The 13,180-nt window shown below is 72.5% G+C and carries 14 protein-coding genes; 6 read left to right on the top strand and 8 right to left on the bottom strand.

Annotation, left to right across the window (positions count from 1 at the left end):
- Window positions 1-15: 15 nt before the first annotated feature.
- The 8 genes from WME83_RS49695 to WME83_RS49660 form a co-directional block, all read right to left on the bottom strand.
- Entirely contained in the window at window positions 16-1,458 is a 1,443-nt protein-coding gene (locus WME83_RS49695) for an efflux RND transporter periplasmic adaptor subunit (RefSeq protein WP_437316722.1), read from the bottom strand.
- A complete protein-coding gene (locus WME83_RS49690) occupies window positions 1,455-2,702 on the bottom strand; it encodes a TolC family protein (protein WP_437316721.1) in 1,248 nt (415 codons plus the stop codon). Before WME83_RS49690 ends, WME83_RS49695 begins: the two co-directional genes overlap by 4 nt.
- Before the next feature lie 179 nt (window positions 2,703-2,881).
- The gene (locus tag WME83_RS49685) at window positions 2,882-3,298 is read right to left on the bottom strand and encodes a hypothetical protein (protein ID WP_437316720.1); all 417 of its coding nucleotides are present in this window, start codon (window positions 3,296-3,298) and stop codon (window positions 2,882-2,884) included.
- A gap of 278 nt (window positions 3,299-3,576) precedes the next feature.
- Window positions 3,577-3,753: a hypothetical protein gene (locus WME83_RS49680; RefSeq protein ID WP_437316719.1), complete on the bottom strand. Its 177-nt coding sequence runs from the start codon at window positions 3,751-3,753 to the stop codon at window positions 3,577-3,579.
- Between the two features lie 51 nt (window positions 3,754-3,804).
- The gene (locus WME83_RS49675; RefSeq protein WP_437316718.1) at window positions 3,805-4,581 is read right to left on the bottom strand and encodes a hypothetical protein; all 777 of its coding nucleotides are present in this window, start codon (window positions 4,579-4,581) and stop codon (window positions 3,805-3,807) included.
- Window positions 4,582-4,596: 15 nt separating this feature from the next.
- Entirely contained in the window at window positions 4,597-5,808 is a 1,212-nt protein-coding gene (locus WME83_RS49670) for a hypothetical protein (protein WP_437316717.1), read from the bottom strand.
- A 379-nt stretch (window positions 5,809-6,187) separates the two neighbouring features.
- Window positions 6,188-7,318 carry a PEGA domain-containing protein gene (locus WME83_RS49665; protein WP_437316716.1) on the bottom strand — a complete coding sequence of 377 codons (1,131 nt, stop codon included), beginning with the start codon at window positions 7,316-7,318 and terminating at the stop codon, window positions 6,188-6,190.
- 127 nt (window positions 7,319-7,445) lie between these two features.
- Window positions 7,446-7,604, bottom strand: coding sequence for a hypothetical protein (locus WME83_RS49660; RefSeq protein WP_437316715.1), 159 nt, complete (start codon window positions 7,602-7,604; stop codon window positions 7,446-7,448).
- Window positions 7,605-8,250: 646 nt separating this feature from the next.
- On the opposite strand from WME83_RS49660, the gene WME83_RS49655 reads away from it, so the two are divergent.
- The 6 genes from WME83_RS49655 (at window position 8,251) to WME83_RS49630 (ending at window position 13,023) form a co-directional block, all read left to right on the top strand.
- Entirely contained in the window at window positions 8,251-8,982 is a 732-nt protein-coding gene (locus WME83_RS49655; protein ID WP_437316714.1) for a hypothetical protein, read from the top strand.
- Window positions 8,979-9,236 (top strand): hypothetical protein, encoded by a 258-nt coding sequence (locus WME83_RS49650; protein WP_437316713.1) that lies wholly within the window; start codon window positions 8,979-8,981, stop codon window positions 9,234-9,236. Before WME83_RS49655 ends, WME83_RS49650 begins: the two co-directional genes overlap by 4 nt.
- Window positions 9,233-9,583 (top strand): hypothetical protein, encoded by a 351-nt coding sequence (locus WME83_RS49645; RefSeq protein ID WP_437316712.1) that lies wholly within the window; start codon window positions 9,233-9,235, stop codon window positions 9,581-9,583. Before WME83_RS49650 ends, WME83_RS49645 begins: the two co-directional genes overlap by 4 nt.
- 147 nt (window positions 9,584-9,730) lie before the next feature.
- Window positions 9,731-10,285: a hypothetical protein gene (locus WME83_RS49640; protein ID WP_437316711.1), complete on the top strand. Its 555-nt coding sequence runs from the start codon at window positions 9,731-9,733 to the stop codon at window positions 10,283-10,285.
- Window positions 10,286-10,383: 98 nt separating this feature from the next.
- Window positions 10,384-10,746, top strand: coding sequence for a hypothetical protein (locus WME83_RS49635; RefSeq protein WP_437316710.1), 363 nt, complete (start codon window positions 10,384-10,386; stop codon window positions 10,744-10,746).
- A gap of 9 nt (window positions 10,747-10,755) precedes the next feature.
- On the top strand, window positions 10,756-13,023 hold the full coding sequence (locus WME83_RS49630; protein WP_437316709.1) for a tyrosine-type recombinase/integrase: 2,268 nt from the start codon (window positions 10,756-10,758) through the stop codon (window positions 13,021-13,023).
- The last annotated feature ends 157 nt before the right edge of the window (window positions 13,024-13,180 follow it).

The raw sequence follows: 13,180 nt of genomic DNA, 5'->3' as shown, positions 1-13,180 counted from the left end.
GGGTCGCCGCGCTCCTCAGTGCTGGTGGCCGGCTTCGGACTTGCCGAGCTCCGCCTTGAGGATGAAGCTGTTCTTGCCGACGTAGCGCTCGCCGGCGGCGACCCCCGCCAGGATCTCGACGACGGCCGCGCCGCGCTGCGGCTCGGCGCCCTGAGCGCCGGGCTGCGCGTCGGCGCCCTCGGCCCCGATCCCCGGCGCGCTCGTGCCCCGGCGCCCGACCTTCACCGCGCGGGCCTCGAAGCCGCCGCCCTCCTCGACGAAGACGACCTCCTTGCCCTCGACCCGCTGGAGGGCCTCGTCCGAGACGACGACGGGCGCGGCCGCCTCCTCGACGGCGATGTCGGCGGTCGCGAAGAGCCCGGGGCGCCACGCGGCGCCGGGGCTCTGGAGGACGACGCGGGCCACGGCGGAGCGGTTCTGCTCGTCGACGACCTGCCCGAGGTACGCCACCGAGCCTCGCGCGACCTGGTCGATGCCCTCGGCCTTGACCCAGGCCGTCTGGCCGACCTGCACGCGGCTGAGGTCCTTGGCGTAGACGGTGACGTTGACCCAGATGGTGGACAGGTCGGCGATGACGAAGACCTGGGTGTCCTCCTTGAGGACCTCGCCGATGGCGATGTGCTTCTCGATGATGGTGCCGTCCATCGGGGCGACCAGCGCGTATCCGCTGCCCTTGGCCGCGCCGGCGCCTGCGGCGGCGCTGAGCTTCTGGGCGGCGCTCCGGTGCTCGATCCGCGCCTCGGCGACCGCCTGCTTGGCCGCGAGGTACTCCTTTTCGGCCGAGATGCGCTCCTTCCAGAGCGCCTCGTGGCGCGTGAAGCTCGCCTCGGCGAGGTCGAGGCGCTCCTTGGCCGCGAGGAGCTCGCGCTGGAGCTCGGCCAGCTCGCGGCTGTCGAGCACGGCGAGCACCTCGCCGCGCTTCACGGTGTCGCCGAGCTGCTTCTTCACCTCCCGCGCGGTGCCGGGCACCCGCGGGGTGACGTGCGCGATGGCCTCCGCGTTGAGCGCCACCTCGCCGGGGAGCGTGACGGTCGCCGCGACCTTGCCCGGTCCGGCGGTGAGGATCTCCAGCCCGGCGTTCTGGAGCATCGCGGGCGAGAGCTCGAGCCTGCCGCCGGCGTGGGCGTGCGCTTCCTCGTCGTCGCCGTGCGCGTGGTCCTTGTCTTCGCCGTGCGCGTGGCCCTTGTCGTCGCCGTGCGCGTGGTCTTTGTCGTCGCCGTGCGCGTGGTCCTTGCCCTCGTCGTGCCCGTGCTCGTCGCCGTGGGCATGCCCTCGCTCGCCTTCGCCGTGGCGGTGCCCGTCGTGCTCGCCATGGCCGGCCTCGCGGTCGTGCCCGTGGCGTCGATGCTCGATGAGCACGGTGAGGGCGACGGCCCCGACGAGGAGCGCCAGCACCGCGGCGAGGGTCGCGGCGATCGCCTTCGGCGAGAGCTCGATCTTCCGCTGGGGGGCGCTCATCGGAGGGCCCTCCCCGCGGCGACGAAGAGCTCGATCTTGGCCGCCGCGTGGGCGTGCTCGGCCTCGAGCAGCGCCGCCTCGGCCTCGATCACCTCGCGGCGCACCAGCAGCACGCTCGCGAGGTCCTTCTCGCCGAGCTCGTACCCGCGCGCCGAGATCGCGGCGGCCTGCTCCATGAGGGCGGCCGTCGGCGCGAGGGCCTGGAGGGCCTCCTTCGTCGCCCGGTAGCGCGCGTAGAGCTGTTGGACCTGGCCCACGGCGCCGGCCCGCGCGGCGTCGGCGTGCGCCCGGGCGACGTCGATCTCGGCGGCGGCCGTCGCGGCGCCGGCCCGGTTGGCGTTGAGGATCGGCAGCGGGACCGCGAGGCCGAGCATGCCGATGTTCGCGCCGTCGTCGCGCTCGACCTGGGCGATGACGTTGACGGTCGGCCACCCGGCCGCGCGCTCTCGCTCGGCCTTGGCGCGGGCGGCGTCGACCGAGGCCTCGGCGGCGCCGACGTCGGGGCGCCGCTCCACCTCGCCGAGGATCGACGCGAGCGGCGGCGGCTCGCCGGCAGGCACGAGGGGTCCCTCCACCGGGAGGGCCTGCGCGCCCGGCGATCGGAGGCCGAGCAGGGCGAGGAGCGCGGCCTTGTCGGCGTCGCGCGTGCCTTCCGCCGCCTTTGCGGCGGCGACGTCGCGCCCTTTCTGGAGCAGCGCCAGGGCGACGTCGACCTCCGGCACCTCGCCCGCCTTGCGCTGCCGCTCCGCCGCGGCGTGGAGCCGCTCTGCGAGGGCGACGCGCGCGCGGGCGAGCTGTACCTGGCGCTCGTCGCGGAGCACGAGGGCGTGCTGGAGCAGGGCGGCGAGCAGGACGCGGCGCCGGCCATCTTCGGCGCGGATCTCGGCGGCGCGCTGCTCGGCGTTGGCCGCGGCGACGCGCTCGCCTCGCTGGCCGCCGAGCTCGATCGGCCACTCGAGGGACGCCGTAGCGGCCGCCGGCTTGCTTCCGTCGGGGTTGAGCCGGACGCCGCCCATCCCGGTGAGCACCGGGTTCTCGAGCGAGAGCACGCCGGCTGCCGAGGTCGCCGCGCGGGCGACGCCGGCCTCTGCCGTGGCCACGCGCGCGCCCGGCGCCGCGCGGGCGAGGTCGGCGACGCGGGCGCGGCCGAGGGGCGGCTCCGCGGCGAGGACGGCCGCGGGCGCGAGCAGCAGGGACAGCAGGAGACCAAGGGCAATCGAGGAAGCGACGAACGGACGACGCACGCAGGAGCAAAGCATGGACGGGCAGCCCTCGAGCGCGTGGAGCGCTCGCGCGAAGAACCGCGGTTGAGTCCGGTCAGGAGCGCGCGAGGGGGCCGAGCCCGTGGCGGCGTGGCGCGGGGGCGCTCACGCGCCGGAGGCCGGCGGCCGTGCTCGTGGATGCGATGCCTGACGCGGGCGCCTCAAGCGCGCGCGTGTCGGGGTGGCCGTTCGAGGCGGCAGGAGGGGGAACGCCCTGGCATGGCCGGCGGCGACGATGCGGGGATCTCGTAGGCCTCGAGGAGGATGTACGGGAGCACCACCTGGAGGGACAGCGTCATGGGGATGCGGCCACATGCGCAGTCGCTGCAGCTGGGCGGACAGTCGTGGTGCGAGCCGTCCGGCGCCGCGTCCTTCTCGCCATGGGAGGACGACGGCTCGAGCTCGTCCTGGGAGGACGACGGCTCGAGCATCGGGTGCTCGCACGCGATCGCCACGCCGAGCGCCTGGAGGGTGTGTCCCTGAGCGAGGAGGCCGACGACGAGGAACACCGAGAGCGCGGCGCAGATCCAGCGAAGGATCGCGCTGCGGGTACGGTGGGGTCGCCGGACGCGGGACATCCAATGCGAGGGTGGAGGAGGATGGGGCGAGCGTCAAGGAGGGCGCGGGCCAGGCTGAGCGCGGGGAGCGATCTGCCGCTGCGGACGGGGCGGCGTCGGGGTCGTGCTGGCAAAGCAGAGGCGGGACCTGCGGCGCATTCTTGGAGCGATGGGGACGTGGATGCGCATGAAGCAGGGGTCGCGCGCGGGCGTGCCGCTCGGCGTGCGCGATGGATTCGATCGAGGTGCGGATACGTCGAGGGGTGCGCATACCCCGCCGAACACGCTCGATCGGGTGCTCAGCGCCGCGTCTCGTTTCGGTGCGAGAACGCGAGCAGCACAGCAGGCATGCCGTCCAGGAACCGAGGCATGCCGTCCAGGAACCGAGGCATGCCGTCCAGGAACCGAGGCATGCCGTCCAGGAACCGAGGCATGCCGTCCAGGAACCGAGGCATGCCGTCCAGGAACCGAGGCATGCCGTCCAGGAACCCTGGCGCGCCCGTCCAGGAACCCTGGCGTACCGCGCGCTACGGAAGCGTCGTGTCCCTCACGGTGAGGCAATGGTTCGTCAGCTCCACGCCCTCGCGCTTGTACACCACGCCGGTCGCCACATCGGTCATCGCGCCGAGGCCGAGCTCGCCGTAATCGACCTCGAGCTGAGTCACATAATCCGGAGAACCGTCGCCCTCGGTAGGAACGTCGATGGTGAATGTGGCGCCCGTGAACAGGTTCTGCAGGTAATAGGTCGCCGTGTCCGGCACCGGCACGCTCGCCCTCTCGACGTCGATCAAGGTATCGTAGTTGACCAGCACAGCGTCATCAGAGAAAATGTCGTCCTGGAGCGCAAGTTGATCGGCTCGCTCGAGGCCGATGGCTCGAGAGATGTTGTTGTCCGGCCAGCTGGCCAGCAAGAAGAAGCTCGTCGTGTAGCGCTCTTCGCAACCGAAGCCCACCTCCTCGGCGGATAGCGCCACGGACCAGTAGCGGCGATCCGACTCGCTCCGCACGAGTTCCCAGCCTCTGAGCGTGCCAGCGGGCATGTCCCATGCGACGAACACGATGTGCTCGAGCCGCGGCGGCCCGAGCGGCGGCCAGTAGACCTCGGGAAGCCAGAGGTCGTCCTTGCACAGGAGACCACGCTCCCAGAGGCCCGAAGCCAACCTGTGATCGTTCCTGCTGTGCCCGGCTCGCGCGAGCAGCTCGGCGACGTCCACGGGGAGCGGGGGGTGATCGCCCGCGTCGTCGCCGCAGGAGACCGCCGCGAGCGCGACCATCGCGATTCCAACGAGCTTCGACCGCTGCATCCGTTCCTCCTCGGCTCACTGTGGAAAGCCGGCCACGTCGATGACCAGCCCATCGTCGCCGGCGGACCCAGCGACACTTGGATTCGCCCCAAGCCCGCCCTTGCCACCCGTTCCCGCCTTGAGCTCAGCCTCCATCACCACCGGGAGCGAGGCTCCTGCCACGGCGACGGCGATCGAGGGCCCGCCCTGCCCTCCGCCTCCGTGCCCGCCATTGCCCCCTTTGCCGCCATCGCCGCCGGAGCACCCGAAAGGCGAGCCGCCGAAGCCCTGCCCGCCAGGCGCTCCGAGCCCGGGCGCCCCGCCGATCTGGAAGACGCCGCCATGGCCGCCGTCGCCGCCGCGCGCGGCTTCGATCCTGGTGCCGTGAAGGTCCAGGCGCGCGTTGAGGATGACGAGGCCGATGCTCGCGCCCCCATGGCCACCGCCGCGCCCGCCGCGCCCGCCGCAGCCTCCCGAGCCGCCGGAGCCGCCGCCCGCGCCGCCGGCCTTGCGCGCGGTGCCGCAGAACATCGCGCCGGCCCGCGTGCCGCCCCCACCGCCGCCCCCCTGCCCGGGGAACGCGTCGCCGCCGTCGCCGCCGCTCACCCCGAAGTAGAGGCCGCGCGCGTCGAAGATGCCCAGGCCGCGCCCGCCCAACCCGTGCGCGCCGTCGGGCCCATTCGCGCCGGTGCGTCCGTTCAAGCAATCGTCGGTGCTGGTGCCCCCTTGGCCAGCAAGGCCGAAGCCGCTGGGGTTCGGGATCGGTATCAGCTCCCCGTCGCCGCCAGGCGCTCCGTGATCGACCGTTCCATCCCCGCCTCGCCCGCCGATCGAGTCCCCTAGCTCGCAGCCGGTCTGCACCACCTGGTCACCGCCGGGCACGACGTCGCCGGTACACGCGTCCTGCCCGAACCGTCCGTGGCGCCCCGCCCCGGCCGGCTCGTTCTTCGGAGCGCCAGGCGCACCGTCGCGGCCCCGCGCGCCATCGCCCGCGACCAGCTGGCCGCGGTGCAGGGTGATCACAGCGCCTTCCAGCACGATCGCCGCGATCGAGGAGCCGCCCGGCGTCGTGGCCGGCGCCGCCCGTGCCTCCAGATCGAAGACCTTTGCCGTGGCATCGGCTTCGAACGTGAGCGGGATTTCGTTCGGCCCGGGCTCGATCACGGTGTTGCTCTCTCCGCCACCATGGCGCCACCCCCGATCGCACTCGAACCCACCCCAGATCTCCAGGGTCCCGCGGACGCGCACGGCCTCGGAGAAACGTTCGGCACAGGCATGCACCCTCGGACGCCTCTGGGGCTCCTGGGCCAGCAGCTCGATGGCCCTGGCGATCGTCTTGACGGGAGCTTCACGCGTCCCCCGTTTCCGATCGTGGCCAAGGCTCGAGCTGACGAAGACGCCGCACTCGTCCGTCGCAACGAGGCCCCCCTGGGGTTCGTCGGGACAAGGCGGTTCCTTGTCGGGCAGCTCCTCCTCGGCCGGCGGCTCACAGCGCAGGCGAGGCCCGCAGGGCACCTCCGCGCACCCGGCGCCGAAGGCGCAGGAAGTCAGCATCAGGACCACGGCCTCCGCGAAGGCAGAGCGCGCCGAACGCGTGCGCTGGATGGAGCGCGGCATCGCAGTCACCTCACCACACCCCGTTGACCGACACGCCGGCCTGATCGCCGGCGATCATCGGCACCACACGCACAGGCGGCCGGCGCCGCTCGATGCCATAGAAGATGAACGAGCCGACCGTCGCGGCGGCGACGACGCCCGCGCCGATGAAGAAGCCCGTCGCGACGTCCCGGCCCACCTCGTGCGCATCGTACAAATCGTTGATCTCAGCGCACGCCAGGGCGTTCTCGGGCGACGGCGATGCGCAGATCGAGCGGCTGTTGCCGTTGTTCCGCAGGAGCCGCGCGGCGCGCCGCTCCGCCTCCTCGGCGTACTGCGCCGCGAGAACCGAGGCGACGAGACCTCCCGTGAGGCCGAGCGCGGTCACGCCGATCCCGCAGAGCCGCTGCGCGCCCGCCATTCCATCGAACGGCCCGGGCGGAGCCGGTTGGGCCGGCGGCGCGAGCGGGGGCCTGGCCACGGCCTTCTTGGGGGTCGCGGGCCGGGTCGAGACCCGCGCGGGCGCCGGGGCCGCCTTCGGCTTCTCGACGAACCGGAGCGCGACCTTGATCGCCTTCCCCTTCTCCACCTGGACGGTTTGCTCGGCGTCGAGGAAGCCGGGGAGCGTGGCCTTGATCATGTGCGTACCGGGCTCGACGTACGTATAGCCGGACTTCGACGCGTCCCTGCTCCGGACCTCCCCGCCGATCGTCACCAGCGCGCCCGGATGGCTCAGGTCGAAGTCGATCTGGCCCACCTCGCGCCGGGCTCTCTCGAGGCCGTCCGTGTAACGGCGCCGCTGCGCGGCGGTTCCCGCCCCGGGATCCTCCAGGCATCTATCGATGGCCATCGCGGCGTCGACGTGCCGCCGGAGGGCGAGCAGCGCCATTCCCCATTCGCAGCGAGCCCTGCCGCCTGCGCCGAGCTTGTACGCGAGGTAATAGGCCTCTTCTGCCTGCTCCCATTTTCCCTGGTTGCGGGCGACGTCTCCCACGCGGATCAGCGCCTGGACATCGATGCTGGGCTTGCCCTCCGCCCTCGCCGGAGGCTCACCCTCGCCGAGCCGAGGTGGGTCGGCACGGCTTGGCTCGGCGACAGCCAGGCTCGCGGCAAGAAACGATAGCGCCACGAAGCACGACGGCGTGATCTGGGCCTGCGACAAGCATTCTCGGCGGATGCACATACGCGTGGCTCACGTCGCGCCATCGAGGGAAGTTGCCGCCGTGCTGGCTTGCCCAGCGCGGCGTCGTTTCATGTGTCGCGCATAGCACCCTGTCGTGGCGCGGCGGTCAAGCGTCCGTCGTATCCACCGCGCGCCGCCGCTCCCGTGAAGCCATTCCGTTCGAGCGCCATGAATTATCGGCGGAGATGGCTAAATCGACCGTGGCGAACTCGTCGTCGACGCCGAGATCAGCCAACAAGTCGAGGCCCTCGCGCGCAAGCTGCACCCCATCTCCGATGCATCGCGGCCCGCGGCGAGGTCTCTGCGAGTTTGCGGCGAGCGATATGGCTGCCGACGCTCCTCGGCAATCGCAAGAAGACGCCGAACACGACCGGACCGAGCCAGGGCAGCCGAGACGACACGTCGGGGCACCCGAGCGGAGGAGCCCTGAAGCGCTCCCAAGCTCGCTCTCTCGCGCATGCCCCGCGCGCACTCGCATGACGTCCGCCCAGAACAGGCGTTCTGGTCCTGTCGCACGCGCCCACAGCTCCCCTCCCCCACGGCGGGTGCAGCTCGCGTGCGTCGCGCTGGGCACAGACGAGCGCTCAGCAGCGCGGTGTCAGGGAAGGCCGTCGAGCTTCAGACGCGATCTCCAACACCGCGCGGCCCCTGCGACCCAGGATGGGCCGCCGCTGGCACTGCACACCAGCTGATGGGAATCCGCTCAGCCAGGTGCGCACAAGGATCGGAGAACGATGCGTCGAGAGAGAGAGAGAGACAGTGCGAAGGGGGGGACTTGTCGCACCCTGCTCGTAACATCTCGGAATCGTATCACTATCCCGACTTTACGGGAAGAGGTGTGCCGAGCGTGTGCAGAGGCCGCCGATGGCGGACCGGTTGACGCAGCGCTCCGGGGCGGTGCGTCGGCCGAGGTGGCGCTCCGACTCATACTGACATGGCTCTACATCTACGCCGTTTCCCGCACAGGAACGGACGTTCTCCGGCTCGGCGCGCTCCTCGGGGCCGTCGTCGGGGCGACGGAGGGGGCGGGGACCAACGACGGCGCGCCGGTGGTCCTCCGGGACTTCCGGTACACGCGCCTCCTTATAGAGAGGGTCCAAGGGGCGCCGCCGGGGTGGCCGCTCGAGGACGCCGACGCCGAGCTCCTCCGGTGGGAGGCGCGCCGCACGGGCGCGCAAGCGGTCGCGATCGCGGCGAGCGCGATCGCGGATCTGCTGGAGGCGCGCGTCGGCGGGGCGCGCATCCACGTGACGCTCGCCTTCGAGGCCGCGGTGAGAGCGCACGCGTGGCTCGCGCTCGCGGAGCAGACGGGGGCGGCGCCCGACGTGAGCGGCGCGGTGGAGATGGGCCACCACGAAGCGGCGCGGCGATGGACGCTCGCGGTCGCGCTGCACGAGCTCGGGCGCTACCCGTTCGCCGCCGAGGCGGACGCGTGCGCCGTGCTGCCGGTGGATCCGCCGGACGACGACGCGGCGAGAGAGCGCGAGCGCGGGCGCGTCGACGGGCAGGTGACGTCGGCGCCCGATCTGAACGACGCATACCCGTGGGAGGACGCGGAGCGGTGCCCAGCCTGCGGCGCGCCTCCCGGCGAGACCTGCTCGACGGGGTGCACGTCGGAGCGTGACGCGGAGGTGGCCCGATGAACGCCATCGTCGAGACGACGCTCCGCCGCAGCGCGGCCGAGCTCGGGATCGAGGGCGTCTCCGCGGAGACGGCGCCCATGGGCGAGCTCGCCGGCGCCGTGCTCGCGCTCCGTCAGGGCGAGCCGACGGAGACGAGCAGGGCGCGCGCCGTGAACGCGTGGCTGTCCCTCTACGTGCGGCACGCGCCGCGCTCGATGGAGCAGCGGCACGCGGACGCTGAGCGCTACCTGTATCCGAGCGAGGTGCGCGCATGAACACCGCCGACCGCGAGACGGAGCGCGAAATCCTCGTGCACCGCTCGGACGATGGCGTCTGGACGTGGTGCGGACGGCTCTCGGGGGACGTGGAGGTGCACGCGACGGCGCCCGCACGCTGGATCGATGACGTGAACTGCCCCGCGTGCATCGCCGCTTCAGCGCGCAACGCGCCGGCTCCGCGGCGCACGTACCACGTCGAGGACAGGGCCGGCGTGACGCGATGCGGACGCGCCATCGAACCGGACATGGCGCTTGCGGCCCCGGCGTGGTCGCGCGGCGTGCAGTGCGAGGGGTGCGCGGCGCCGCCGCGCGCAGGGCAGCTCGGACTGTCGTTCGGAGGGTGACATGGCCGAGGCGAGGATGGAGCGGACGCGCCGCGCGCGTCCGCGGGGCGGCGTTGTCCATCGTTGCGCGTTCGACGAGGTCGCACGTCAGCTCGGGCCGACCTGCGACGAACGGCCGGCCGCTCCCGTTGCTGACCGGGGGCGTCGATGAAGCCCGCCGACAAGGTGATCGAGGAGCTCGAACGGTACGGGCTCCTCGATCGGGCGACGCGCGTCGCGGGATCGCTACCGCTCGCGCAGGCCTTCGGTGCGAGCGGGGCTGCCGCGGTAGCTGCGCGAGCGGCCGTGCTTCGCGCGGTGCACCTGGCGGACCCGCTGCGCTGGACGGCCGCGGAGCTTGCCGTGTTGATCGGCTCCCACGTCTCGTGGGTCAACCGGCTGCTCGCGCGCGGCCGCGGGCTCGTCGCCGTGCACCTGGTCGTGCCCGGCGAGCTGGCGTGGACGCGCTGCGGCCGGCTCGAGCCCGAGCTCGGCCGCGGCGTGGCGGTCGATGTGCAGTGGGCGACCGAAGTCACCTGCCCCGCGTGCGCCGACGCGTGGAGGACGGGTGCTCTCCACGCACGCGGCGTGGTCCACGTCGCCGAGAGCGGCGCGGCGCGCACCCGCTGCGGCGAGATCGTGGGACCAGGGATCCGCGCCGTGTCGCCGCTCTGGCGCGCGGTGGTCTCCTGCGACGCCTGCCGTAGCGGAGGGCCGTCATGAGCGCCGCCGATCGCGCGAGGCGATCACCTGGTGGAGCTCCCGAGCCGGCCGGGGAACGCGCAGACCGGAGGCGCATCACGGCCGCCGGTGCTCGCGGGGTGCTCGCCGCGCTTGGCGTGCCGCGCGCCGAGCGCTCGTGCGGCAACGGCATGCCTCCGTGCCCCAACGTGCCCGCTGCGGGATTCAACCCGCTCGGGCTCTGCGCGGTGCACCTCGAGCGCTACCGCGCTGCGCTGACGGGCACGGCACCGCAGACGCAAGCAGCGCCTCGAGCTGACGTCGTGCGGCGCATCGCGGTGCGCTGCCCGCACTGCGGCCCCGGGCTCGCGGTGCTCGAAGAGCTGATCGCGACGTGCACGGGGTGTGGGACCGAGCTCCGCGTGTGCCGCGCGTGCGGCCTGCGCGAGGTGCTCACGTACGGCGGCGGCGTGCATTGCCGCGTGTGCGGTTGGCGTGCCTGACAATGGTTGGTGAAGCAACAATTTGGCGCTCGCGAGTGGAAAAAGTTTTACGCACTTCGTGTAAGACGGGCGGTCACAATGGCGACGCGAGGACATCCCGCGCGCCCCGTCTCCACGCGCGGCAAGCCGAGGCGGGGTGTCTACGTGGACGTGAGAAGGCTTGGGCCCGAGCTGTATGGACGACAGATCACCGACCCGCGCGACGGGAAACGGAAGTGGATCAGGGGCAAGACGCCTGGGGAGGTGCTCACTCGGATCGAGCTCATTCGGAAGCAGATTGAGGACGCAAAGCTCGGGCTCATCTCGCACGAGGAGCTCGTGCAGAGGGCACAGGCGGCCGTTGAGGGTCTGCTCACGGTGCAGAAGGCGTGGGAGTCGCACGTCTCCGCGCTCAGCCCGCGGTGGGGGCCGAAGGCGAAGGGGTACTGGCGGCGCTACCTGATGCCGTACTTCGACGGCTGCGCCGCGGCGCACCTCACGGAGGACCGGATGCGGCAGTGGGAAGACTGGATGCTCACCCACCGCGTCCGCCGACGCGGCGAGGTGCGCCCGCTGGCGGCGAAGACCATCAAGAACGTCTTCGATTTGCTGAAAGCGGCGTTCAACCGCGCGATCGGGAACAAGCGGCTCGCGGCGCTGCCATGGGGCAAGTGGTCTCCGAGGGGCGGAGGCAAAGGGCCGGAGCGCGAGGCATGCCGATCGACCACCGAGCTCCTCCTGCTCGTGCGCGCTGCCGCCGCGCGCGACGCGAGAACGCGAGCCTCCCGAGGATTCGCGGATCTCGCGTACCGCGTACTCGTTGCAGCGCTCTCCGGCCTTCGGCAAGGCGAGCTCGCGGGGCTCGGCTGGGACGACTTCGACAACCTCGACGGCGAGATCCCGGTGCTCGGGACCCGCGTGATCCTGAGGGTGCGGCACCAGGCGATCGACGGGTGGCGCCTCGCGAACCCCACGTGGACGCGACCCCTGACACCACCGAAGCATCGCGACGGAGACGACAACGCCGACAAGCCCCAGGAGCTGCACCCGGTCGCGGTGTGGGCGCTTCGCCAGCAACGAGAGCAGCTACGGGCGCGCGGCTGGTATCGGCCCGACGGCCCGGTGTTCCCGGCCGCGTGGGGCAAGCGTCCGGGGGACTGGCGGAGCCACGGGCAGGCCATCGATCCGGAGCGGGAGATCCGCGCCGTCGTGCGCGCGGCCGGACTGCCCGATCCCGAGCGCTGGGTGACGCACAGCTTGCGGCACACGTTCGCGACGCTGGAGCTCGCCGCGGTGCTCGCCTCGACGGGCGACGTGCGCGCGGTGCAGGAACGCACGCGGCATCGCGACCGCCGGACGCTGGAGGGCTACTTTCATCGCCTCGGGCGCGGCGTGGCGCCGCCAGGAATCGGTGCTGTCCCGCTACCTGCCGAGCTCGCCGTGGTGGAGCTGCCCACGTCGCAGCCAGAGGCGCCAGAACCGGCGACGGATCCATGGGGCATCGTGCCGCGGCCGCCGACGGACTCCTGGGGCATCGTACCTCAGCTGGACGAGGCAGCGATCCAGCGGGCCGAGGACGAGAGGAAGCTCGAGCAGCGCGAGGAAGAGCGACAGGCGTACCTCGGCCGGCGGCCGACCGATTTCGCCAAGTGGTTCGTGCGATGGGTTGCGGCCGGCCGGCCTGGCGAGCGTCCGCGCGAGGTCTCCGAAGCCGCGGACCGGGCGTACCGGCGCGCGTACGCGGCGAAGCTGCGCGGCTGCGGCAGGCCGCCGAGCCCCGTAGAGCTCGCGGCTTGCAAGACGGCCGGCCGGCGCGCTCGGCTCGGTACGCTCGCCGCGTGGGCGAAGTGGGTGAAACGCCACGAGCAGACGGTGGAGGAGCGCTACGCGCGGCGACAAGCCGCTCCCGCACCGCTGCTCAACAGCGACAACGCCGAGCCATCCACGAAGGGAACGCGCCGGCTGCCGTCAAGAGCGGCCGAGGTCGAGCCACGCTACGGGCGGCTCGTGATCCTGGAGCGGGTCGAGAACCGCGGCGGGCGGGCGTTCTACCGAGCCCAGTGCGACTGCGGCAGGGCACCGATCGAGGTCGCGGGCGGTGATCTGCGCGCGGGGAAGGTCGTCAGCTGCGGCTGCGTGAAGGCCGAGCACGGGCGCGCGCAGCTGCGCCGCATCGCCAAGGAACGGGGTGCGCGCGGAAGGACTCCCGTTGATGTGCGGCTCCAGCGCGCGGCGCAGCGCGCGCTGCGTGCAGACGTGGTTCCGTTGGAAGGTCCGGCCAGTGACCGCTCGCCCTGAACGGACCTTCGGATCGATGTAGCCGGTCGGCCCCTGTTCCGGCGGGACTAACTCCGAGAGCCGAGCAGCAGACACCCCGTTCGTGAGGCGACGAAGCGTCACGAAGGGGACGTTCGGAAACCGCTGCGCCCGCGTCGGGCGGCCCGTGCACTGAGGA

The sequence above is a fragment of the Sorangium sp. So ce385 genome, assembly GCF_051474135.1.
Classification (GTDB): domain Bacteria; phylum Myxococcota_A; class Polyangia; order Polyangiales; family Polyangiaceae; genus Sorangium; species Sorangium cellulosum_D.
Note: the sequence above shows the minus strand (reverse complement) of the source record. Positions and strands in the feature narration are given on the sequence as shown.